24 protein-coding genes are annotated in these 22,217 nt (G+C 34.1%); 15 read left to right on the top strand and 9 right to left on the bottom strand.

The genetic code is table 11. The features are described 5' to 3' along the window. The first annotated feature begins 97 nt into the window (after nt 1-97). Nucleotides 98-529, top strand: a complete 432-nt coding sequence (locus EGI22_RS10115) for a thioredoxin domain-containing protein (protein ID WP_255068195.1) — start codon at nt 98-100, stop codon at nt 527-529. Nucleotides 530-691: 162 nt separating this feature from the next. Here EGI22_RS10115 and EGI22_RS10110 read toward each other — a convergent pair whose 3' ends face one another. From EGI22_RS10110 to EGI22_RS10085, 6 genes are read right to left on the bottom strand one after another with little or no spacing between them, the layout of a single operon-like run. After that, the gene (locus EGI22_RS10110) at nt 692-1,069 is read right to left on the bottom strand and encodes a co-chaperone GroES family protein (protein WP_255068193.1); all 378 of its coding nucleotides are present in this window, start codon (nt 1,067-1,069) and stop codon (nt 692-694) included. Next, a complete protein-coding gene (locus EGI22_RS10105; protein ID WP_255068192.1) occupies nt 1,066-2,160 on the bottom strand; it encodes a D-TA family PLP-dependent enzyme in 1,095 nt (364 codons plus the stop codon). Before EGI22_RS10105 ends, EGI22_RS10110 begins: the two co-directional genes overlap by 4 nt. Nucleotides 2,161-2,170: 10 nt before the next feature. Beyond that, the gene (locus tag EGI22_RS10100) at nt 2,171-2,557 is read right to left on the bottom strand and encodes a VOC family protein (protein ID WP_255068191.1); all 387 of its coding nucleotides are present in this window, start codon (nt 2,555-2,557) and stop codon (nt 2,171-2,173) included. Then, complete coding sequence (locus EGI22_RS10095; protein WP_255068190.1) at nt 2,547-2,897, bottom strand: DUF5615 family PIN-like protein; 351 nt, start codon at nt 2,895-2,897, stop codon at nt 2,547-2,549. Before EGI22_RS10095 ends, EGI22_RS10100 begins: the two co-directional genes overlap by 11 nt. Continuing rightward, on the bottom strand, nt 2,894-3,124 hold the full coding sequence (locus EGI22_RS10090) for a DUF433 domain-containing protein (RefSeq protein WP_255068189.1): 231 nt from the start codon (nt 3,122-3,124) through the stop codon (nt 2,894-2,896). The genes EGI22_RS10095 and EGI22_RS10090 overlap by 4 nt, the downstream gene beginning before the upstream one ends. 55 nt (nt 3,125-3,179) lie before the next feature. Further along, nucleotides 3,180-4,661 carry an NAD(P)H-hydrate dehydratase gene (locus EGI22_RS10085; RefSeq protein ID WP_255068187.1) on the bottom strand — a complete coding sequence of 494 codons (1,482 nt, stop codon included), beginning with the start codon at nt 4,659-4,661 and terminating at the stop codon, nt 3,180-3,182. Nucleotides 4,662-4,722: 61 nt separating this feature from the next. Between EGI22_RS10085 and EGI22_RS10080 the strand changes: the two genes are divergently transcribed. The 9 genes from EGI22_RS10080 to rplS all read left to right on the top strand — a co-directional run bounded on the left by EGI22_RS10080 (nt 4,723) and on the right by rplS (nt 14,294). Beyond that, entirely contained in the window at nt 4,723-5,421 is a 699-nt protein-coding gene (locus EGI22_RS10080) for a TIGR04283 family arsenosugar biosynthesis glycosyltransferase (RefSeq protein WP_255068185.1), read from the top strand. A 107-nt stretch (nt 5,422-5,528) separates the two neighbouring features. Then, nucleotides 5,529-6,575, top strand: coding sequence for a VOC family protein (locus EGI22_RS10075; RefSeq protein ID WP_255068182.1), 1,047 nt, complete (start codon nt 5,529-5,531; stop codon nt 6,573-6,575). Nucleotides 6,576-6,580: 5 nt separating this feature from the next. After that, a complete protein-coding gene (locus tag EGI22_RS10070; protein WP_255068179.1) occupies nt 6,581-7,351 on the top strand; it encodes a HipA family kinase in 771 nt (256 codons plus the stop codon). Then, nucleotides 7,329-7,712, top strand: coding sequence for a DUF3037 domain-containing protein (locus EGI22_RS10065; RefSeq protein WP_255068177.1), 384 nt, complete (start codon nt 7,329-7,331; stop codon nt 7,710-7,712). The genes EGI22_RS10070 and EGI22_RS10065 overlap by 23 nt, the downstream gene beginning before the upstream one ends. A 294-nt stretch (nt 7,713-8,006) precedes the next feature. Further along, on the top strand, nt 8,007-8,693 hold the full coding sequence (locus tag EGI22_RS10060; protein WP_255068175.1) for a DUF2064 domain-containing protein: 687 nt from the start codon (nt 8,007-8,009) through the stop codon (nt 8,691-8,693). 104 nt (nt 8,694-8,797) lie between these two features. Then, nucleotides 8,798-11,767, top strand: a complete 2,970-nt coding sequence (locus tag EGI22_RS10055) for a TonB-dependent siderophore receptor (protein WP_255068172.1) — start codon at nt 8,798-8,800, stop codon at nt 11,765-11,767. Nucleotides 11,768-11,784: 17 nt separating this feature from the next. Continuing rightward, nucleotides 11,785-12,783 carry a phosphotransferase gene (locus EGI22_RS10050; protein WP_255068170.1) on the top strand — a complete coding sequence of 333 codons (999 nt, stop codon included), beginning with the start codon at nt 11,785-11,787 and terminating at the stop codon, nt 12,781-12,783. Between the two features lies 1 nt (nt 12,784). Further along, the gene (locus EGI22_RS10045; protein WP_255068168.1) at nt 12,785-13,747 is read left to right on the top strand and encodes a nucleoside hydrolase; all 963 of its coding nucleotides are present in this window, start codon (nt 12,785-12,787) and stop codon (nt 13,745-13,747) included. 193 nt (nt 13,748-13,940) lie between these two features. Next, nucleotides 13,941-14,294 carry a 50S ribosomal protein L19 gene (gene rplS / locus EGI22_RS10040; protein ID WP_255068166.1) on the top strand — a complete coding sequence of 118 codons (354 nt, stop codon included), beginning with the start codon at nt 13,941-13,943 and terminating at the stop codon, nt 14,292-14,294. 18 nt (nt 14,295-14,312) lie between these two features. Here rplS and EGI22_RS10035 read toward each other — a convergent pair whose 3' ends face one another. After that, the gene (locus EGI22_RS10035) at nt 14,313-14,519 is read right to left on the bottom strand and encodes a hypothetical protein (RefSeq protein WP_255068163.1); all 207 of its coding nucleotides are present in this window, start codon (nt 14,517-14,519) and stop codon (nt 14,313-14,315) included. Between the two features lie 51 nt (nt 14,520-14,570). On the opposite strand from EGI22_RS10035, the gene dapF reads away from it, so the two are divergent. The 5 genes from dapF (at nt 14,571) to EGI22_RS10010 (ending at nt 19,455) form a co-directional block, all read left to right on the top strand. Beyond that, nucleotides 14,571-15,341, top strand: coding sequence for a diaminopimelate epimerase (gene dapF / locus EGI22_RS10030; RefSeq protein ID WP_255068160.1), 771 nt, complete (start codon nt 14,571-14,573; stop codon nt 15,339-15,341). A gap of 194 nt (nt 15,342-15,535) precedes the next feature. Then, a complete protein-coding gene (gene rho / locus EGI22_RS10025; protein ID WP_255068157.1) occupies nt 15,536-17,281 on the top strand; it encodes a transcription termination factor Rho in 1,746 nt (581 codons plus the stop codon). 469 nt (nt 17,282-17,750) lie between these two features. Beyond that, nucleotides 17,751-18,296 (top strand): OmpA family protein, encoded by a 546-nt coding sequence (locus tag EGI22_RS10020; RefSeq protein WP_255068155.1) that lies wholly within the window; start codon nt 17,751-17,753, stop codon nt 18,294-18,296. Between the two features lie 26 nt (nt 18,297-18,322). Then, complete coding sequence (locus tag EGI22_RS10015; RefSeq protein ID WP_255068153.1) at nt 18,323-18,859, top strand: hypothetical protein; 537 nt, start codon at nt 18,323-18,325, stop codon at nt 18,857-18,859. Between the two features lie 77 nt (nt 18,860-18,936). Then, nucleotides 18,937-19,455, top strand: a complete 519-nt coding sequence (locus EGI22_RS10010) for an HAD family hydrolase (protein ID WP_255068150.1) — start codon at nt 18,937-18,939, stop codon at nt 19,453-19,455. Here the strand turns inward: EGI22_RS10010 and treF are convergent. Both treF and EGI22_RS10000 read right to left on the bottom strand, forming a co-directional pair. Further along, nucleotides 19,452-20,891 carry an alpha,alpha-trehalase TreF gene (treF, locus tag EGI22_RS10005; RefSeq protein ID WP_255068149.1) on the bottom strand — a complete coding sequence of 480 codons (1,440 nt, stop codon included), beginning with the start codon at nt 20,889-20,891 and terminating at the stop codon, nt 19,452-19,454. The two genes, EGI22_RS10010 and treF, sit on opposite strands and share 4 nt — an antisense overlap. A 13-nt stretch (nt 20,892-20,904) precedes the next feature. Further along, nucleotides 20,905-22,128 (bottom strand): sugar MFS transporter, encoded by a 1,224-nt coding sequence (locus EGI22_RS10000; RefSeq protein WP_255068148.1) that lies wholly within the window; start codon nt 22,126-22,128, stop codon nt 20,905-20,907. Nucleotides 22,129-22,217 lie beyond the last annotated feature (89 nt).

The raw sequence follows: 22,217 nt of genomic DNA, 5'->3' as shown, positions 1-22,217 counted from the left end.
CTTGATAAAATATCTACAAAATTATTCTAAAAAAGGTTTGTTTTCGAGGAAATGTTAACAAATATTATGAGGTTTGTACTTGAATAAAATTTGAAAGATGAAAATATTTAGAATTCTGCCACTTTTAGTCGTATTGACATTTGGATTTAATGCTAAAAGCCAAACAATGAATTTTTTAAAGATGCAGGAGGTTTCGTTTGAGGAGGTTTTGAAAAAAGCAAAGAAAGAAAACAAAATGGTCTTTATGGACGTTTATGCAGTTTGGTGTGGGCCATGCAAAACTATGGATAAAACTACTTTTTCGGATATTTCGGTTGCGACAAAATTCAATAAAGAGTTTATAGCTTACAAAGTAAATGCAGACGATGTAGACGGAAGAGCTATAGTTCAAAAATACCGTGTGAGTGCTTATCCAACCTATTTGTTTTTTAGTCCCGAAGGTGAACTTATCAATAGACTAGAAGGTGTTTTTCCTTCAAAACTCTTGATGGAAGAAGCGGATTATTCTGTCGGTCTTTGGAAGCAATAAACAAGTAGAGCGATTTTTCAAATCGCATGTAAATTGTAATCTTCAGTTTAAAAAATCGAGGTGCTAGATAATAAGTAATCAAGTATAGGGATTTTCCAAATCGCTTGTAATTTATCTAATGCCCGATTAGAAAAACCGGGCTATCTAAAAATCGATAAACAATCAATACAAATTTTCTGCTCTTTCCAAAAGCAAAATAGCAGCCTGAGGTAATATCACATATTTCTCTCCTTCATACTGAATTTCAATCGCATGTCTTTGTAAATAAATTGCCAAATCACCTTCTTCAGCTTGTAGGGGCATGTATTTTACTTTTTCTTCGGTAGCTTTCCAAGGCTCGTCTTCTGATGCGTTTGGTAAAGGATATCCTGGGCCAACTTTTACAATGTATCCAGATTGCACGTCTTCTTTTTCGGTAATAGTCGGTGGTAAATATAGGCCAGAATTGGTTTTGTCTTTAGGGTTTTTCGGCTTAATCAAAACTTTATCGCCTACCACCATCAATCTTGTCAGCTTATTGTCTTTCGAAATGCCTATCATACTGTAATTTTTCTGTTTCGTCCTTCAATTTTCCAAGTGCCTACCCACTCGTTATTTTTTATAACTTGGGCTTCGTGGTATAAGTTCACCGTTGGGCAAATGTGGTAAGGAATACCCAAAAGGATATCGCCAACCTTATAATTATTCCAGTTTTCAGTTTCAATTACGCCATGTTCCTCACTTTGACTTATAAGTTTCAGGTCTGGATTGTCTAAAAATCTTATGCGTTTGTCTATTGGGTTTTCGGAAGCCACAGCTTTATGTCCCATATCTACAGTTATTATTCCCGCTTTTGGTTTTGAAATAATTCGCATCATCACCAATGCTGCAAACTCGAAGTTTTGCTCTACAAATTTATCGCCGTATCCCCAATCCCACAAAACACAAGTGCCTGGGCTTAAAGTTCGAGACATTTCTGAAGCATGTGAAGTGAATGCAGGAGTGCCACCAACTATTATTTCTAATTCGCCTATTTCAGGTTTTAGTTTATCCAAAATCTCATACACTTTCCGCATGCCCGCTTCTACTTTTTCTTTTCTTTCAGAAAAAGCATCATCACGAATGTGTCCATCGTAAACATGAAGTCCGGAAAGTTTTATATGCGATTTAGTGAAAGCATTTTTTAAGTCTTCAGCCAATTGGCCATCAATTTCATGACCAGACCTGTCCATGCCATTATTTATATCGTAATATATTTCTGCTGTCAGATTTTTCGCCTCAAATTTATTTGAAATTTCATCTAGCACTGCATTGCAATCTACCAAAGAGGCAAATCTTGTATTTGGGTATTTTTCTATTAAATCTAAAAGCCTGTAAATTTTCGGCCCCAACAATTGATGAGCAATGATAACTTTTTCAGCACCAGCCATTGCAGCTAGTTCAGCTTCAGCAATAGTGGCAGATTTAAATTGTTTTATGCCTTTTTCTATCATCATTCGCACCACATTTTCCATTTTGTTGGTTTTGATATGCGGAATCAAACGGTTGGTATCTCCACCAGCAATGGCAATCATTTTGTCAATATTGTTTTCCACCTTGTCTTTAAAAAGTAGGAGAGAAGGAGAGTCGATGTTGTTTATATTCTTAATCATAAATGTTATTTTAGTATTCATAAATCTCCAAAGGTAGTCCATCCGGATCTTCAAAAAAAGTAAATTTTTTACCGGTAAATTCATCAATTCTTATCGGTTCTGACATTATTCCTTTAGATTCTAATTCACTTTTTACGGTTTCAATATTCTCAACCTCAAAAGCTAAATGCCTTAAGCCGCAGGCTTCCGGTCTGCTTACGCGTTTTGGTGGATTAGGGAATGAAAAAAGTTCGATGATATAATTTCCATTTAAAGCCAAGTCGAGCTTATAAGAATCTCTTTCCTTACGATAGGTTTCTGCCAATATTTCTAGACCCAATTTGTTGACATAAAAATCCTTCGATTTTTCGTAGTCGGAGCAGATTACGGCTATGTGATGTACTTTTTTAAATTCCATTTATTTCTCTTGTATTAATTTCAATCAAGTTATGGGTTTCCAAAAGGTTGAAAATTTGAGGAAAATTATTTATTAGCAAGAAGAAAAGCTCTTTGTTTCTGATATTTCCTGTTGTAATAAGAATCAATTTTTTAGGGATATTCTTTAAAAGATAAGAATCTAAGAAGTCTTTGTCTTTAGTTACGACAATTCTATTTTGTTCTTCTGAAATTTTATTTATTTCCCAATCAGGTGTTCTTTCTCGCAACGGAAGATCATTGGTATGAATGGTATCATAGCCAATTGAACTTAAATGTTGTTTAATTCCATAAGGTAATTGAGCATCAACAAGAAACTTCATGCAACATTACTCAAAGTTTTAATATCCATATATTTGGATGCAAAAGCAAGGCACGCTTTTATGTCGTCTGTTTCTATAGCTGGATAATCTCCTATTATTTCTTCAAAAGACATTCCAGAAGATAGTAAATCTAAAATCATTTCTACAGGATAACGCATACCTCTAATGCATGGTTTTCCGTGACAAATTTCTTGGTCAATTGTAATTCTCTCTATTAAATTGCTCATAAAATAACAGTTTGTAAAACAAAAATAGCATAATTTTTTAATTTTAGGGTGAAAATCACCTAAACCATTCAAGTATATCACTCGCAATCATTGCCCTTTCACTTCGTGCTTTCGATGCCCTGTCTCCTGCTAAGCCATGCTCAAAAACACCTTGTATAGCAGCTTGTTTTGGAGAATATCCTTGTGCTAAAAAACCTAAAATTATGCCTGTCAATACATCTCCACTTCCTGCTGTTGCCATGCCAGTATTTCCTGTTGTATTAAAATAAATATTTCCATTGGGTAAAGCAATGGCCGTATTATGGCCTTTTAAACAAACAATAAAGTGATTTTTTACTGCAAATTCGCGTAGGATTTCTAACTTTTCAAAATCGTCTCTCCATACTTTACCTGTTAAGTTTCTAAACTCTTTTGGGTGTGGAGTAAAAATACTATTTTCTGGTACCAATTTTAATAAATCTGGATTTTTGCCTAACATATTAATGGCATCTGCATCAATTACGATTGGTTTTTGAGGAATGTTTTCCAGAAAATTTTTGAAGCCTTCAAGGTTTTTAGTTCCGATTCCTGGCCCGATTCCTATTGCATCAAAAGTTCCAAGAAAGGGTTTCTTCCAATTTTTAGCAAAGTGGTTTTCATTTTGGCTTAAACTAACAATGGCTTCTGGAATACTTATTTGAAGGATATCTAGGCCAGGTTTTGGAGAGTGAACCGTTACTTTTCCTACGCCTGATCTTAAACAAGCTTTTGCCGATAATACTGCAGCTCCCATCATGCCTTCACTGCCGGCAATCAACAAAGCATGTCCGAAAGTTCCTTTGTGGGAGTTCTTTTCTCTATTTATTGGCTTAATATCTAAGTTTGTGATAAAGTAGTTTTTTGTCTCTACTTTTTCAATGAATTTGTTGCTTAAGCCAATGTCTACAGTTTCCCAATCGCCAACGAAGGCTTCATTTTTGGGCATAAAAAAAGCCAGTTTTGGCATCTGGAAACTGATGGTAAATTTTGGTTTGATTATGCTTCCTTTTTCAGAATGCTTATCAGCAGCCAAACCAGATGCGATGTCTATGGAAACTATAGGAATGCCTGATAAATTTATTTTTTCTATGATTTCTGCCGCAAGACCTTCTATTTTTCTGTTAAGACCTGAACCAAAAAATGCATCGATAATTATAGTTTTATTGGAATTTGAAAAAGTTATTTCATCAATATTATTTATTTGTTTGTATGCGTATTGTGAATTTAATCTATCAAGATTTATTTTAAAATCAGGAGAACTTTTTGCAATATCACCAACTACGAAGGTTTGCAATTCATAGCCTGCTTGATGTATTTTTCTCGCTACAGCCAATCCGTCGCCTCCATTGTTTCCTGTTCCACAAAATATTAAAACAGTATAACTAATGTCAAATTTTTCAATAAATCTTTTATAAAAAGCCTCAGAAGCTCTTTCCATTAAGTCGATTGAAGCAATTGGCTCTTCAGAAATTGTATAAGCATCCAATTCTTTGGTTTGCTTTGCAGATAGAATTTTCATTTCATCTTTTTTTCAAAAGTAATCGTATTTAAGTACATTTAAAGAAATTTCAGTTCGATTTATGACAATTAGTATTATAATTCCAACTTTTAACGAAGAAAAAACGATTTCCAAATTATTGAATTCTATTCAAAAAGCTTGGACTAATTCTATTTTGGAGGTCTTGATTATTGATTCTCCTAATTCTACAGATAATATTGAAAGTCTAAATTTTGAAAATAATATTAGTGTCATAAAATCTTCTAAGCCTGGTAGAGCATTTCAAATGAATTTAGGTGCAAAAAAAGCCAAAGGAGATATTTTTTATTTTGTTCATTCTGATACAGTTTTACCTGTCGGTTTTGTAAATGATATTTTAGAGAATCTCCAAAAATCAGACCTTGGTTGTTTTAGGTTTAAGTTTGATTCAAAAGATTGGCGACTGAAAATCAATAGTTTTTCTACTAGACTGAAATTTATTTGGTGTCGTGGTGGCGATCAAACTTTGTTTATAAAAAGAGAAGTTTTTGAAGCTTTAAATGGCTATGATGAGAATTATGTCATAATGGAAGAATATGATTTTATTAGAAGAGCCCAAAAGAAATACAAATTCAAAATAGCGAAAAATTCAGTCTCGGTTTCTGCTAGAAAATATGAAAATAACGAATTCTGGGCTATTCAACGAGCCAACTTTAAAGCCATGAGGATGTTTTTAAATGGCAAATATTCCCCTCAAGAAATTAAATCTGAATACGAACAAAAGTTGCGATTAAAGTACTAAATCTACTTTGGGACTATTTTTTTAAAGACTCTTTTAATGTCTTTAGCTTCCTCGATTGACCTAAACTCATTTTTATATATTAATTTAGCCCAAAAATAAGGTGGCGAATGTCTAAAGATGAAAATTTAATATCTGGTATCCAGCAAGTGGGTATCGGTGTGGTGGATGCAGGTGAGTCTTTTAAATGGTATAATGCTAATCTGGGATTAGATGTTCCTGTTTTTGATGATGTTGCCGAGGCTAAACTTATGGTAGAATATACCAAAGGAAATATACGCCAAAGAAGAGCGATTTTAGCAGTGAATATGGCAGGAGGAGGCGGTGCCGAAATTTGGGAATCTAAACGACCGCTACCCATTGCGTGTAGTTTTGAACCCAAAATTGGCGATTTGGGGATTTTTGCTGTTAAAATTAAAAGCCAAACCTTACCATCTTTTGCAAAAACTAAAAATATAACTTTATTTCAAACTCCTGAAAATAAACCAACAGCTTGGTTGAAAGATAATTACGGGAATCAGTTGCAATTGGTAGAGGACAACTCATGGTTTAAAAAAGGACTTTCGAATACTGGCGGTGTATTGGGCGTGATTTTAGGCGTTAGTGATATGGAGAAAGCACTTACACTTTACAAAGATATTTTAGGAATAGCTGATGTAGTTTATGATAAAACGGGTCAGTTTGGAGATTTTGCGGACTTAGGTGCTGAAAATAAGACTTTTAGAAGAGTACTTTTAAGAAAATCTCAATCAGCAAACGGGGCTTTTTCTAGGCTTTTCGGAAATATTGAATTGGAATTGGTTCAGGAAATTGGTGCTGTAGTTAATACTATTTTCAAAGGCCGCAGTTGGGGAGATTTGGGTTTTATTCATCTTTGTTTTGATGCCTTAAATATGGATAAATTGGGTGAAAAACTAAAGGCCAACAATTATCCATTTGTGGTTGATAGTGCAAATTCATTCGATATGGGAGATGCTGCTGGTAGATTTACGTATATCGAAGATCCGGATGGAACTTTGATTGAATTTGTAGAAACCCATAAAGTACCTGTTTTGAAAAAAATAGGCTGGTTTATAACGCTTAAAAAACGTGAATTTCAGAAACCACTTCCTAACTGGATGGTGAATACCTTAGGCTGGGGTAGAGTGAAATTATAAAATATATGCAGGAAATCAGAACCGTAAATGTTGTAAGATATGTAACTCCGCTTAGAGAAGGCGGTTCTTTACCTGCTATAGTGGAGGCGGATGATGGTTTTTTGTATGTTCTTAAATTTAGAGGAGCAGGGCAAGGTGCCAAAGCTCTAATTGCTGATTTGATAGGAGCAGAATTGGCAAGAAAAATCGGTTTTCAAGTGCCGGAATTGGTTTTTGCTAATTTGGAAGAAGGCTTTGGCAGAACTGAACCTGATGAAGAAATTCAGGATTTGTTGAAAGCCAGCACAGGCTTAAATCTCGGTCTTCATTATCTTTCAGGATCAATAACTTTTGACGCAGTCGTAAACGATGTTTCAGTAGAAATGGCCTCAAAAATAGTCTGGTTAGACGCATTTTTGATGAATATTGACCGAACAGCTCGCAATACCAATATGTTGTTTTGGAATAAAAGTCTTTGGTTGATAGATCATGGGGCTTCTTTGTATTTTCATCATTCGCCAGAAAATTGGGCAGAACAAGCCGCCAAGCCATTTGTTCAGATCATAGATCATGTTTTGCTTTCAAAAGCTAGTGGTCTTGAAGCGACAAATGAAGAAATGTTGAAAATCATAAGGCCAGAGGTCTTGAATGACATAATAGCATTAATTCCTGAGATTTGGATAGCAACTGACGAGAGTATCAGCTCAGAATTGTATCGAAATTTCCTTTTTAAAAGATTAGAAAACGCTCAAATATTTGTTTCAGAAGCCGAGAATGCAAGAAAGACACTTATATGAATACGCCATAGTGCGGCTTGTACCAAGGGTAGAAAGAGGCGAATATATCAATATTGGCGTTGTATTATATTGTAAAACTTTAAAGACGCTAAATTTTCTATACAAAATAAACGAGAAAAGAATTTTGGCACTTTTTCCTGAAATCGACCTTTCAGAAGTCGAAAATCATCTTTTATCATTTGATAAAATTTGCAAGGCCACAAAAGATTCCGGTTTAATTGGTCAGCAGGACCTAGCCTCTAGATTTAGGTGGTTAACTGCCAAACGAAGCACCATAATTCAATCTTCCGAAACGCATCCTGGCTTATGTTCAGAACCACAATCGGCTATAAATAAAATTTTTGAGGAGATGGTCGCTTGATTTTTATAAAACTTTTTAACACTTACCTTCAACACTATGATAAAGCACTTATTACTTTTTCTTTTTAGTATTTCTGTTTTTGCCTAATCAAAAAGTTAAATTTTTAAGTATTTGGAATTGCGAAAAGAATTAATGACAGAATTTTTACAAAAAGCTTATTTGAAAAAAAGCATGTTCAAGAATCTTAAATTTAATGAAAATATTTTAGGGGTTTAAATTAATTTTTAATTTTTTTTAAACCATATCTCCTACTTTGACGTATATCAAGAAACTATTAAATAAACCGTATTTTTTTTGAAGAATTCTGTTGCCATATTAATCTTTGCTAAGGAGGCTCACGAAGAGTCTTTGGAGAAATTATTGGCAAAAAAGAATCGACAAAATAACATAAAAGCACTTTCAAAATTGAATGCTTATATTAAGCAGAAAACAAGTGCTACTAAATTATCTGTTTTTTGTTCATCGCAGTTTAATTTCTCCGGACTAAATTCTTTCGGTGAAAGAATTAGTGAGGCTATATCTCTAGTTTTTCAGAAAGGATACGAAAAAGTCATCTGCGTTGGTAACGATTGCCCTGCACTTCTTAAAAATGATATAATTAGGGCTGCGGAGCTTTTAATGAATTCAGAAACTGTTTTGGGGCCAGATTTGAACGGAGGGGCTTATTTAATGGGCCTTTCTAAGCAATCTTTTGATGGTGAGGTTTTTAGAGATTTGGAATGGCAAACTGAAAACATGTTTCAAAGCTATTTATCCAATTTCTCAAATCAAAGCATTGTTTTTCTGCCAAGTTTGCAAGATATCAACACCTTTGAAGACCTTCGTACTTATTCCACTTTAAAATATTTCATAAGTTATCTGATTGCTATTATTTCAGAGATCAAAACTTTTCTTAATCAGAATATTTCTAATATTCTATACCAAGGCTACACACTTATTCTTCGTTTTCGAGGTCCTCCAGTTTTTAGTTTTAACTCTTAATAATATTTCTCTAAAATCTTAAATTCTATCTTCTTCTTTAATTTTTTAAAGATGTAGATGGTTTTTCATTGGATGCATTTGCATTTTTCTATCTAAACTTTTTTATGAAAAAAATACTTTTACTTATATCATTTTTATATTCATTTCATTCTTTTTCTCAATCTCAAATACAAGTCAACATTACAGATTTATTAGCGAATAAGCCTTTGGGAAGTGTGGAGGTTTATATAGAATCAAACGGTGAAAAACCGACTTTTGTGGTTTCTGATAAGTTTGGGGTAGCAATTTTTAAAAACCTCCAAGCTTCCAAGTCTTACAGAATATTCACTTTCCCAAATGACAAATATGCTGAAGCTTTTATTGGGAATGTTATGCCTATTGAAGGAGAAACTAAAGTCTATAATTTAGAATTGCCGACACAAAGAATTGAGCTTTTAGAGGAGGTTAGAATCACAAATTCCAAAAGAGCTAAAATGAATACGCAAAATGCTGAGGTTTCTTATATTATTCCAAAGGAAGAAATTCAGGCATTACCCGTTGAAGGTCGAGATATTACGCGGACTTTAATAAGATTGCCCAATCTTACAGTGGCCACACTTGGTTACGCTGAAGCTCCAAATGTATCAATTAATGGCCTTGGAGGTACTTTTACTAATTATTTGATTGATGGAATGGACAACAATGAGCGTTTTCTTGGCAATGCTAAATTCAATACACCTATCGGTTTTGCAGATGGTATTTCTGTTTTGACCAACAATTATTCAGTTGAATTTGGCAATACAAGCAATGGATTGGTGAATGTAACGACTAGGTCTGGAACAAACAAACTTACAGGCGAAGCTTTTTATCTTACGCGTCCAGGCTCTATTATTGACTCTAAATCGCCTTTTGCTACCTTGGATTTGTCAGGCAATCAGGTCAAAGATGGTTTTCAAAGAAATCAAGCTGGCTTTGGCTTAGGCGGTGCTTTGAAAAAAGACAAGACTTTTTTTTATATAAACTTTGAGCAAACGATTGATAAAAAAGATAATTTATTGAATGTTCCACAACTCGGAATAAACGAAACTGTTACAGGCTATAATAATTTTAGTTATACGTCTGCTAAAATTGACCAAGTATGGAGCAAAAGATTTAAGTCTTCTCTAAGACTAAATCAAGGCGTTTTTGATATCGATCGACAGGGAGGAGGATTGGAAGGTGGTACTTTGTTTCCATCTGCAGCTTCCGCTCAAAAAAATAGAACCTATTTGATTGCCTTGAAAAATGCCTATGTATTAAGTTCTTATCTTACTGGGGAAACTAATTTTCAAACTTCTTATTTTAGATGGAATTACAGAGAGCCTAACAATCTAACAAGCCCCTCAGTGACCGTTCAGGATCCAAGCGGCTCTGTAATAGCCATATTAGGCCAGAGTGGATCCATTTTTGACGATAAAGAATATACCAATCAAATTCAACAGAAACTTTTCTATAGACGAGGGAAACATTCCCTTAAATACGGTTTAGAATTTATCACTTCAGACTTTTCGCTTCTAGGTGGAGGTAATACTTTTGGAACCTACACTGTAAGATTGAATCAAGGTCAATTAGATGCTCTAAAAGCCAAAGGTGTTACTACAGCACTAAATGTGAGTGATATACCTTCAGATGTGAGAGTTATAAACTATGACGTGGAATTACAACCCAATACTTTCGGGGCAAGACAAAATGTTTTCAGTACCTATTTAGAAGATATTTTTGCAGTTAACAATAAATTAAACCTTACGATGGGTGTACGTTACGATTACGATAACCTTACCAAAGGTGGAGGTAGCAAAGGTGATCTAAACAATTTAGCTCCAAGGTTAGCTTTTAATTATAGTATTGATGATAAAAATACCTTGAGAGGTGGATATGGGATATTTACTGATAAAATTAAATACTCCATTTACAGTGATGCTTTGCAATTTAGCAGTATATCGGCTGATTTTAAAAAACAGTTACAAGAACTTCAAAGATTGGGTAAGTTAGACCCAAATGCAGATTTGGATAAAATTACATTTCCTGGAAATATCAGAGCTACGGCTTCTAATGTGACTTTTTTAAATGGTCCAAGTTATACGGATTTACAGCCTAGACGAGAAAGTCAATTTGTGAATAATATGCGAATTCTTAATCCAAACGGATTTCAGAATCCATATTCTCATCAGGTCTCCTTAGGTTATCAACATAAGCAAGATGTAGATCATTTGTTTTCTTTGGACTTAAACTATGTAGCTACCAATAATCTCTATTATATCAGGAATATTAATGCTCCATCAGCCTATCCATTGGACGACCCTAAAAATGTGGTTGTTAGAAAAGTTTCTGAGGCGGATTTAACTAGACCAGTTCCATTAAGGTCAGATAGTAAAGGTCAATATGCTGTGGTTGGAGCTGATACATTAAGAGGTTTTGCTAGAAATGTTTTCATGAATCAAACCGACGGAAAAGCCAGATATTGGGCTATGAATGTGGTATATCAAAAATTGAAAGGTGAAGATAAATATGCTTACAGAATGAGCTATTCTTTGGCTTTGATTAAAAGTAATACCAGCAGTATTAATACCAGAGCTAATGATTCTAATAACTATGATGCAGAATATACCTATGACGAAAACGACCGTCGCCATGTGGCCAGTGCTATGTTTTTTTGGTACCCAATTAAAAACCTTATTATATCTCCAGCCTTATTGATTCAAAGTGGCCAGCCGATTACGCGTATAGCCGATGCTCGAATATATGGAACAACCGACTTAAATGGCGATAATGATTTCTTCAATCCGGGAGACTATAGTCCAGGGAACAAAAGAAATAGTGACAGGTTGCCTTGGGCTAATACTTTAGACTTGTCTGTAAAATATACTTTGATGAGACACTTTGAGCTTTCGGCTGATATATTTAATTTGCTAAATGCTGTCAATTACTCTGGATTTAATGTGACCAGAGGTAGTAGCAACCAATTTATGGTAGGTGACAAAAGTACCAATACTTATACCTGGAAGGCCGCCTCAGCACCTCGTCAGTTTCAGTTTGGAGCAAGATATGTTTTTTGAAAATATAATTAAAAACAATGAACTTAAGCTTAGATAATTTAAAAGAACTTGAAGTCTATTTGAAAAAAAAGGCTTGGATTTCTGAAGAAGACTCTCTTTTGAGAGTCGAAAAACCTGGAGAGGGAAATATGAATTTTACTCTGAGAGTCTACACCGCTAGTGGTAAAACGTTTATTGCAAAGCAATCCAAAAACTACGTTGAAAAATATCCCTCCATAGCTGCACCTGCAAACAGGGCAATTGTTGAAGGTCGTTTTTTTGAGTTTACCCAAACAAATCTTGAGCTTAAAAGTTTTATGCCGAAACTTTTAGGTACCGACAAAGAGAATAATATCATAATTACAGAAGATCTCGGTAATTCAAACGATTTTACTTTTTTGTATAAATCTTCAAATGAAAGCCTAGCCACAAATGAATTAACGGAGATAATTAGATTTCTAAATTTATTGCACAAAAGCTTCAAAACGGTATCTCCAGATCCATTTTTTGCAAATCGAGAAATGCGGGCTTTAAATCATGAGCATATTTTTATCTATCCATTTATGGAAGAAAATGGCTTTGATTTAGATACTATTCAGCCTGGACTTCAGTCAGAGGCTTTACTTTATAAAAAAGATGATGTTCTCAAAAAAACAATCAAAGCTTTGGGTGAAAAATATCTTGAAGATGGTCCCTGTTTGCTTCATGGTGATTATTATCCGGGAAGTTTTTTGAAAACCAATTTTGGAGTGAAAATTATAGATCCAGAGTTCTGTTTTTATGGCTTGGCAGAGTTTGACCTTGGAGTTTTGATTGCTCACTTAAAACTAAGTCAGCAATCACAAGAGATTGTTGATGCTGCATTAGAAAAATATGAAAAAGGGCAAGACTTTGAAATGAAATTGTTGAATCAATTCGTCGGAGTAGAAATTTTGCGTAGAATAATTGGTCTCGCTCAGTTACCACTTAGCCTTACTTTGGATGAAAAGAAAATACTTTTAAAAGAAGCTTATGGCTTAATAATGAATAATATATAAAATGAAGAAAATATTTTTTATTGGGTTGATGATGATAAGCCTTATAGGTTTTTCACAGAAAAAAATTTGGTTTGATACGGATATAATGATCGGCAATCCAGACCGAGCACCTAGAGAAGTCGACGATGCTATTACATTAATGATGGCCCTCAAGCATCAAGATAAAATTAAAATTGAGGGAATTAGTTTAGTCACTTATGTCGATTATGCTTATGGAATTACAGAGAAAATGTTAAAATGGTATGCTCCAAATCTAAACATACCAATCTATAAAGGCTCCAATACTTGTAAAGATGTAGGTGAAGAAAATGATGCAACAAGAGCTTTGGCTGCTGCATTAAAAAAAGAAAAATTGACGATTTTGGCTTTAGGGCCAGCGACAAATGTAGCAACAGTACTAAAAAACCACCCAGAACTTGCTAGTCAAATAGAGGAAATTGTGTTTTGTGCTGGTCGAACACCGGATTTTCATTTTAGACCTGGTTTGGAGCAATACACAGTTTCTGATTATAACTTCGAAAAAGATGTGGAATCTTTTAGGATTGTGTTTGATTCGGGAGTAAAAGTAGTTTTGTCAGGTTTTGAAGCTAGTGTTTATTTATTTTTAGGAAAAACTGATTACGAATTTCTGGATAATAGTTTTGAAGGAGATAAATTGGTATATGATTTTCTAAGGCCGTGGTCGCTAAGGCATAAACAGCTTTTTGGAAACGACGGTTTTATTCCATTTGATGTTACTCCTCTTGGTTATCTTACTCATCCGCAGTATTTTAAATATTATGAAAATATTCCTGTAGATATTATTATAGCTGAAAATGATGCCACTATTCCATTAGATAGGCCAAAAGAGAAATCTTTTTTGGTAGCTAATAAAGAATCAAAATCTAAATGGAAATGCCTTTATGCTTACAAAACCCTTCCAGGATTTGAAGAGATAGTAATTGAATCTTTGAAAAACAGATAATGCTGTAATAGTGTGTTATCCAGACTGTTGATGTAATAGTTAGATTCGGTTTATTTTGGAAAATTTCAGATAGATTGCTTATTTTATTGTAAAAAAGTTCTATATTTGCACCTCGTTTCTGTAAACGCCTCTTTTAGCCTAAAAGAAGCCTCTTTACTATCAAATAATTTTTATATTTTAATTTTTTTATTAAATGGACTTAATTAAATTTGTAGAATCTGAGTATAGCAACTCAAGAGCTGGACTTCCAGATTTTAAGGCAGGTGACACTGTAAACGTGTATGTTAAAATTTTTGAAGGTAACAAAGAGCGTATTCAGTTATACCAAGGTGTTGTAATTCAAAGAAAAAACTTTGGAACTCCAGGTGAAACTTTTACAGTACGTAAAATTTCTAATGGTGTGGGAGTTGAAAGAATCTTCCCAGTTTTGTCTCCAAGTATTGACAAAATCGAAGTTCTAAGGTTAGGAAAGGTTCGTCGTGCTAAATTGTACTACCTAAGAGGTAAGCATGGTAAAGCTGCGAGAATCAAAGAATTAAAAAAGTAAGTAACATTACTTAAGTTTTTAAGTAATAGCTTTTTCATAATTTGTGCAAAAAACGTCATCTCTTTGAGATGACTTTTTTTTGATGCTAATGTTTGCGTCGCCAATGTTTGTGTCCTCACAAACATTAACATTGCGAATGTTTATGTCGCCAAAGTTTGTATCCCCACAAACATTATCCGCATTACCCCCGCCCAATGTTTGTCTCCCCGCAAACTTTTCCCCCACCTAAATAGTTTTCTTTTTATATTTGCATTTTTATATTTCAAACCCATTTTCATGTCTAAGTTTTACAAATATCAAGGAACTGGAAACGATTTCGTAATGATTGATAATCGTCAAAATTGGTTTGATGATTCTCCAAAACATGTCGAGAGCCTTTGCCATAGAAGATTTGGGATTGGGGCTGATGGCTTGATTTTGATAGAGAATTCTCAAGATTTTGATTTCAAGATGAAATATTATAATGCAGACGGAAACGAAGGTAGCATGTGTGGTAATGGCGGCAGGTGTGCAGTTAAGTTTGCTGCTGATTTAGGTATTTTTGAAAGTTCCACAAGTTTTATTGCGGTTGATGGTCCACACACTGCGACATTGGAAGGTTCAGAGGTTTCTTTGGGTATGATTGATGTATCTGAAGTTTTGGATGAAGAGAATGGTTATTTTTTGAATACAGGATCTCCGCATTTAATTATTTTTGTTGAAAATGTGGATGAATTAGATGTTAAAACCTTAGGTTCATCAATTAGATATTCGGATTATTGGATGGCAAAGGGAGGTGTAAATGTGAATTTTGTCGAGATTTTAGATCAGAACAATCTAAAAGTTAGAACTTATGAGAGAGGAGTAGAGGATGAGACTTATTCTTGTGGCACAGGCGTAACTGCGGCCGCAATAGTATCTTCTACAAAAAAAGGTTTAGTTCATTCTATAAATATCCAGACACTAGGAGGTAGATTAAATGTCTCTTTTAAAGGAGTAAAAGAATTTTCAGAAATCAACCTTCAAGGGCCTGCTGTTAGGGTATTTGAAGGAGAAATATTGTCCTAATTAATAATTTCTCGACTTTTTTTTGTTGGTAAGGATTTTAATCACTAAAATTGCGGACGAAATCAAAATTACTGCAAGGGAAATCTTCCAATTCGTAATTTCAAAATCCGAATAATTCAAAATTTTTCAAATTAGAGTTTAATGTATTCATTGGTACTTTAAAAACCTTCATTGTTTTTCAAAACAAAATTTCTATGTACAATCAAGAAGATTTGAAGCTAAAACTTCTATCAGAACTAAAAAAAATTTCTGCCGAACTAGGTATAGAATTGGATAAAGGCATTGCTAAAAAAGACATTATTCAAAAAATACTTGATACAAATCCACAAGCTTCGGAAGAGCCACTATCCGTTTCTAAACCAAAAGGTGGAATAAAAAACAAACCTCAAACAGAGGATCTATTTGCACAGCCAAAAGAATCTAAAAATCCATTATCGATGGAGGCGGAAAATAAAGGGCCTAGATTGAGAAAGCGTATCACAAGGGTTCATACTGACGATACTATGTCAGAACAAAATGAAAGTATTGCTGAAAATGGAAATGAGATAGAGGAAGCCAAAGTTCCTAAAAAGATTGAGAAAGAAGAAAAGAAGCCGGTAGTCAAAGAAGTAGTTTCAGAAATATCGAATGAAATACCTGAAATTGATGTAGTAGATGAGGTTGATATTTCTGATTTAATAGAGGAAATTCCAGATATTACAGATGAAGATTTAGGCTTACCAGGAGAGGAGGCCTTGACGAAAGAGCAAACACAAGAAGTAAAAAGAAAGGAAGATTACGGACGTTCAATAAAAAAACAGTTTAATAACCTAGTTAAAGAATTCGATGGTCTGATAGAAAATATCGGAGTTTTGGAAATAATGAGCGAAGGAAGCTATGGGTTTTTACGTTCAGCAGATTATAATTATTTAGCTAGTCCAGACGATATCTACGTTTCACCTTCCCAAATTAAACTTTTCGGATTAAAGACGGGTGATACAATTCATGGCTCCATTCGTCCGCCTAAAGATGGTGAAAAGTATTTTGCATTGTTAAAAGTACTTTCTGTAAATGGAAAAACTACTGAAGAAATTCGTGATAGGATACCTTTTGAATATCTTACGCCACTTTTTCCTCAAGAAAAAATTAATCTTAGTACACGTTCGGATGTAATGTCTACCCGTGTTTTGGACTTGTTTTCTCCAATAGGTAAAGGACAAAGAGGTATGATAGTTGCCCAGCCTAAGACTGGTAAAACGGTCCTTTTAAAAGAAATTGCCAACGCAATTACCATAAATCACCCTGAAATTTATCTAATAATACTTTTGATAGACGAAAGGCCTGAGGAGGTTACGGATATGCAAAGGAGCGTAAGAGCTGAGGTCATATCTTCCACATTTGATGAGACTGCTGAAAAGCACGTGAAAGTTTCGAATTTGGTATTAGAAAAAGCCAAAAGACTTGTGGAGTCAGGACATGACGTAGTTATATTATTAGATTCAATTACACGTTTGGCACGTGCTTATAACACGGTGATGCCTTCTTCCGGAAAAATACTTTCAGGCGGTGTTGATGCCAATGCATTGCATAAACCAAAACGTTTCTTCGGAGCTGCTCGTAAAATTGAAAATGGCGGCTCATTGACTATAGTTGCCACTGCTTTGATAGATACAGGTTCTAAAATGGACGAAGTTATATTTGAAGAGTTCAAAGGTACTGGTAACATGGAGCTTCAATTAGATCGTAGGCTTGCAAATAAACGAGTTTATCCTTCTATTGATATTCTTGCATCGGGTACAAGACGTGAAGACTTGTTGATGGACAAAGACGAATTACAAAGAGTTTGGTTGTTAAGGAAATATATGGCCGACATGAATCCAATGGAAACCATGGAGTTTTTACTTTCAAAAATGAAAGGCACCAAAACCAATCAAGAGTTCTTGATGACAATGAATAGATAGTAGAAATTTCTATAATATTGAAAAGAGGTCTTAGGGCCTCTTTTTTTTTTGAATATTGTTTTCTTTGAAGTAAAAATGGAATGTCTGATTCCTTCTCATAAGTAATATAGAAGGTGAAACAATAGAATTCTCTAAGGTTATTATTTGAGTTACCTAGTTCTTGAGTTATTCATTTAGCATATCTTAAATGTTAAGTGAGATTTTTATTCAAGGATTTCAAGAATTCCGTTTTTTGTCTTTAATGGTTTTTTTAATATAATTTAAAGGTGACATTCTTATAAAAACCAAAAAAAAATCTTTTGTACTATTTATTTGATTTGAAATAATGTTTAACTTGTTGATTATTAATCTTTGTATAGGTAAAGTTTTGTGTTACTTTTTTGTAAATTATAGTCTAAATCTTGTTTAAACTTTGAATTATTAATAAATTGTATTCATATTTTTTTCATCATAACCCCTTATCTTAATCATGAATAGATTTTTGATTCCGCTTCTGATTTTGCTAGGGTCTTTACTTTTCAGTTGGTTTTGGAACTGCAATCGAGCATCTTCTTGCCCAGATTGTCAACCCAAAGCGATTGAGGCTGCTATGCCGATAGCTGCTGAAGTTGCTCCAGATACCGTAATGGCTGAAGATACGACCCAGGCTAATTTAACCCCAGAGGAAAAACTTCTTTTTGAACCTCTAGATGTTTATTTTCAATCAGGTAAATCTTCAATTAACAGAACTGAAGAAATTAATACTTGGTTAACAACTGCTAAAAAATATTTGGAAGCAAATCCAAATGAAAAACTAAGCGTTACTGGTCATACCGACAGCGATGGTGATGATGCTTCAAACTTGGCTCTTTCGGAAAGAAGAGCAGGTATTGTTAAAGGTATCTTGGTTAAAGATGGATTTGCAGATGGTGCTTTGACGGTAATTGGAAAAGGTGAAACTGAGCCAATTGCAGACAACGACACTCCTGAAAATAAAGCAAAAAATAGAAGAGTATCAATCAGACTTATTAAATAATAAAAAAATATCAAATTATAATATATATGGAAAATCTTAAATGTTTATTCAATTGTTTCCCTTGGGATATATTTCTTTTTGCCTTATTACTTGGGTTATTGCTATGGTGGTTATTATCTAAACTTCTTGGAGACAGATTGAAATCACACTCAAGCGAGTTACAGGATAGAATCAACTTCTTAGAAGGCGAGTTAGAAGCCTGCAGAAAATCGAAAGTATCAGCAAGTGTTGATTTAGGAAGTGCTGCTGCTACTGTTGCTGCAGTTGCTGCTCCGGTTGCCGCTATGGCCGCAGCTCCAAAAGCAAGCAAAAAAGATGATTTGAAAATTGTCGAAGGTATCGGACCTAAAATCGAGGAACTTTGCAATAATGCTGGAATTTATACTTTTGCTGAATTGGCCGATACAACTGCTGAAAAACTTAAAGCAATTTTGGATGCAGCTGGGTCGCGTTTTCAGATGCATGATCCGACTACTTGGCCTGCTCAATCGGCATTGGCTAGAGATGGCAAATGGGATGAATTAAAAAAATGGCAAGATGAATTAAATAAAGGTAAAGCCTAATAAAATTCAGAATTGAAATGGTAGAAAACGAGGGCTTGCCCTCGTTTTTTTTTATCTTGCAGGCTAAATAAACTTGGATGGACATTAGATTAAAAAGTAAATTAGCTAAAATCACAACATTTATTTTTGATGTTGATGGCGTTTTTACGGATGCCACACTTTTAGTAGGTGAAGATGATGTACAGCGAATATTTAATGTGAGAGATGGCTACGCGGTTCAAATTGCAATAAAATCAGGGTACAATATGGCTGTTATATCTGGAGGAAAACAAAAAAGTATAGCCACCAGATTGGGCGGACTGGGAATAAAAGACATTTTCCTTTCTGTAGGTACTGATCAAAAACTTCCAATTTTTGAGAAATATTTATTCGAGAAAAATCTAAAACAAGAAGAAATACTTTATATTGGAGATGATATTCCTGATTATTTGCTCATGTCGAATACTAATGTTTTAGCTTGTTGTCCAGCAGATGCAGTTGAAGAAGTTAGGCTCGTTTCACATTATATTTCGCCAGTTATTGGCGGTAGAGGTGTGGTGAGAGACGTAATAGAACTCGTTATGAAAGCTCAAAACAAATGGATGAAAATTTTTTAATTTTCGTTTTTAAATGCTAGGAAAACGCCATTTGTCCAGCCAAAACCATCTTGGTTTGGGTATTCGCCTCCTCCAGTTTCACCTGAAGTATTTGTTACATTGTATTTTTCTGTAAACTTACCATCAGTTTTAAATACTGCTTCATTTAAATTTAGCCAATTTTCTTTTATTGTATTCGCCAAATTCTCAAATCCGTAGTTTTGTAAGCCTTTATAACTAATCCATTGCAAAGGAGCCCAACCATTTGGAGCATCCCATTGTTGACCGCTTTCTAAAGTCGTGGTTATTAATCCTCCTGGTTTTAAGAAGTTTTTTTTAATTTGATTTGCACATAAATTAGCCTGATCAGAATTAGCAATTCCAAAAAATAAAGGAAACATGCCCGCAAGCGTTAAATTACTCCTTTGAATATTTTTTTCTAAATCGTAATCTGTAAAAAACGCTTCTTTTTCATTCCAAAAATATTTCTGAATTGCCTTTTGTCTTCTTTGAGCATTTGCTAGAAATACTTTTGACAAAGTTGGATGTAGTTCTGCTATTCGTCTTTCTAAATGAAATAATAGACAATTTAGGTCGACTGGAATAATTTTGGTGGTATTAATACTCCCAAGATTATTTTCTTCCGAAAACCATCTGCTACTAAAATCCCATCCTGATTCACAAGCTGCCCTTAAATTTCGGTAAAGCGATTTTTCGGATTGAGTTGAATGTTCTGCAAGTTCTATGTCCTCAATGTAAGATTCAGGTCGGGGAGTTGGCGAACTGTCATTGTAAATGTTTAACATTTCACCATCCGGCATTTTTACTGCCCTGTTTTTCATCCAAAAATCATATTCTTTAACCAATTGAGGTAAATAAAATTCCGGTTTTTTGGTAAATTCAAAAGTGTTTAGCAAATCTACCATCAAACAGAAAAACGGTGGTTGAGATCTGCTTAGAAAATAAGTTCTGTTGCCATTTGGAATAAATCCAAAAGTATCTATTAAATAAGCAAAGTTGTCAATTATGTTTTCAACTAAACTATATTTTTTGGAAATTATTAGACCTAGCATAGTGAAATAACTATCCCAATAATACACTTCTTGAAACCTGCCTCCAGGTACAATAAAACTGTTTGGCAAAGGAATATAAGTAGAATTGGCGTCTGTAGATTTAGTTTTTTTTGTTAAAAAATCCCATAATTCTGTAATGTGTTGCTGTGGATCCTTTTCCTTAAACACCTCAAAGTCCTGTGCTCCGTTTTCAACATATTCAAAGTTATCCAAAACGAATTTTTTAAGGCTAAAATCAGTTTTTACTTTTTGTTTTTTAAATTCTTGGGCAATCTGTACAATGTTTTTTTTGCCTATCATGTCAGGGAAAGTCTTAGAATCTTCAAATATACCTGACATCTGTACTGCCGCAAAAAGCTCTTTTTGCTCTACTATAGTTTCCATTTTTTGTGACTTTTTAAATTGTTTGTTTTTTGATTATTGCTTGTATTCTCAAAACAAAAATTATCAATAGCACAATTGGGATAAATAAGAAATAAAATGCATTTACACCTCCCATTGACTCAAAAAGCGTCCCAACTATCCTAGAGCCTAGAGTGCCACCTAAAGCGGAGAAAATGATGATTAAGCCTGACATTGGAGAATGAAGTTTTTTGGGCAAGCTACTTAATACTGCAGAGTTTAGCAAAGGATAAATAGGTGCTATAAATAGCCCAATTAATGGTAAAACGAAGCCAAGAAAAGGTACATCCGAAAGTGAATTTATCATTGTAACCTCTCCCGTAGTTGCGAGTTTAGGAAGCACTATAAACAAAATCAATATAGAAGCCAATGAGCAAATAATTACGATGTAAACCCATGAGATTTTTTTTGCAAACCAACCTGCTAAAAAACGGCCTGCGGCTAGTGAGATTGCCAAAATAGAGGCCATTTGCACACTTAGTTTTTCTGAAAACGAAAATATTTTTTGATTGAACCTTGGCAACCAGGTCATTATACCTTGCTCTATCATTACAAAAAAGAAAGCTGAAGCAACAAATACCAAAACCAGAGGCAGAATGATCAGTTTAAAAGATTCTTTTAGATCATCCATCAAGCTGGAGTTTGAAGCACTTGTTTCAATTTCAATTTTAGAAAATAATAGAAAAAGAAAAGAGATGAATATCATCAAACATAAAACTAAGTAAACATTAAGCCAATTGTTGATGTCTGAATCGCTGTAGAAAAATGGGAAAAGGAAATAAGCACTTGCTATACCAACCATAAAAAATCCTTCAATCGAGCTCATTAACGAAGTATGCTCTTTTGGTGAATTCGTTATCTCACCAATTAAACTATAAACAGAAAGTTTGATTAAGGCAAAACTAACGCCTATGCTCAAAAACAATAGTTCAGCACTCAAAAAAGTATTGCCAAAATACATGCCCAGGCAGCCAAAGAAAACTATTCCTAAACCAATTAACATAGCTTTTTTATAGCCAAGTCTAGGAAGGAATGAAGCAATGAGTAGCGATACAATGGCGATAGGTAAGTCCTTAAAGGCTTCTAAAATAGATGCACTACTTTCTGTGACTTTATAAACATTGATGGATTTGGATATAACTATTCCGACACTATTCAATAGAATGGCAAACACAAAATAGTTTAAGAAAAGAGAGACTTTTAATTTCCAATTGTTCATTTTTCTAGGGATTAGGATAAAAATAAAGCGAACTTAAAAAGTTCGCTCTAATATTCATCATAGGTTAATTCTTTGAAAGTAAAATTATT

Origin of the sequence: Lacihabitans sp. LS3-19, assembly GCF_024343575.1 — a bacterium.
Classification (GTDB): domain Bacteria; phylum Bacteroidota; class Bacteroidia; order Cytophagales; family Spirosomataceae; genus Leadbetterella.
This window is presented reverse-complemented; position numbering and strand designations above follow the sequence as displayed.

Bases quoted from the DNA above. Each gene is read 5' to 3' on its own strand.
- EGI22_RS10115 (WP_255068195.1), top strand. From the start codon at position 98: ATGAAAATATTTAGAATTCTGCCACTTTTAGTCGTATTGACATTTGGA.
- EGI22_RS10110 (WP_255068193.1), bottom strand. From the start codon at position 1,069: ATGATAGGCATTTCGAAAGACAATAAGCTGACAAGATTGATGGTGGTA.
- EGI22_RS10105 (WP_255068192.1), bottom strand. From the start codon at position 2,160: ATGATTAAGAATATAAACAACATCGACTCTCCTTCTCTCCTACTTTTT.
- EGI22_RS10100 (WP_255068191.1), bottom strand. From the start codon at position 2,557: ATGGAATTTAAAAAAGTACATCACATAGCCGTAATCTGCTCCGACTAC.
- EGI22_RS10095 (WP_255068190.1), bottom strand. From the start codon at position 2,897: ATGAAGTTTCTTGTTGATGCTCAATTACCTTATGGAATTAAACAACAT.
- EGI22_RS10090 (WP_255068189.1), bottom strand. From the start codon at position 3,124: ATGAGCAATTTAATAGAGAGAATTACAATTGACCAAGAAATTTGTCAC.
- EGI22_RS10085 (WP_255068187.1), bottom strand. From the start codon at position 4,661: ATGAAAATTCTATCTGCAAAGCAAACCAAAGAATTGGATGCTTATACA.
- EGI22_RS10080 (WP_255068185.1), top strand. From the start codon at position 4,723: ATGACAATTAGTATTATAATTCCAACTTTTAACGAAGAAAAAACGATT.
- EGI22_RS10075 (WP_255068182.1), top strand. From the start codon at position 5,529: ATGTCTAAAGATGAAAATTTAATATCTGGTATCCAGCAAGTGGGTATC.
- EGI22_RS10070 (WP_255068179.1), top strand. From the start codon at position 6,581: ATGCAGGAAATCAGAACCGTAAATGTTGTAAGATATGTAACTCCGCTT.
- EGI22_RS10065 (WP_255068177.1), top strand. From the start codon at position 7,329: ATGCAAGAAAGACACTTATATGAATACGCCATAGTGCGGCTTGTACCA.
- EGI22_RS10055 (WP_255068172.1), top strand. From the start codon at position 8,798: ATGAAAAAAATACTTTTACTTATATCATTTTTATATTCATTTCATTCT.
- EGI22_RS10050 (WP_255068170.1), top strand. From the start codon at position 11,785: ATGAACTTAAGCTTAGATAATTTAAAAGAACTTGAAGTCTATTTGAAA.
- EGI22_RS10045 (WP_255068168.1), top strand. From the start codon at position 12,785: ATGAAGAAAATATTTTTTATTGGGTTGATGATGATAAGCCTTATAGGT.
- rplS (WP_255068166.1), top strand. From the start codon at position 13,941: ATGGACTTAATTAAATTTGTAGAATCTGAGTATAGCAACTCAAGAGCT.
- dapF (WP_255068160.1), top strand. From the start codon at position 14,571: ATGTCTAAGTTTTACAAATATCAAGGAACTGGAAACGATTTCGTAATG.
- rho (WP_255068157.1), top strand. From the start codon at position 15,536: ATGTACAATCAAGAAGATTTGAAGCTAAAACTTCTATCAGAACTAAAA.
- EGI22_RS10020 (WP_255068155.1), top strand. From the start codon at position 17,751: ATGAATAGATTTTTGATTCCGCTTCTGATTTTGCTAGGGTCTTTACTT.
- EGI22_RS10015 (WP_255068153.1), top strand. From the start codon at position 18,323: ATGGAAAATCTTAAATGTTTATTCAATTGTTTCCCTTGGGATATATTT.
- EGI22_RS10010 (WP_255068150.1), top strand. From the start codon at position 18,937: ATGGACATTAGATTAAAAAGTAAATTAGCTAAAATCACAACATTTATT.
- treF (WP_255068149.1), bottom strand. From the start codon at position 20,891: ATGGAAACTATAGTAGAGCAAAAAGAGCTTTTTGCGGCAGTACAGATG.
- EGI22_RS10000 (WP_255068148.1), bottom strand. From the start codon at position 22,128: ATGAACAATTGGAAATTAAAAGTCTCTCTTTTCTTAAACTATTTTGTG.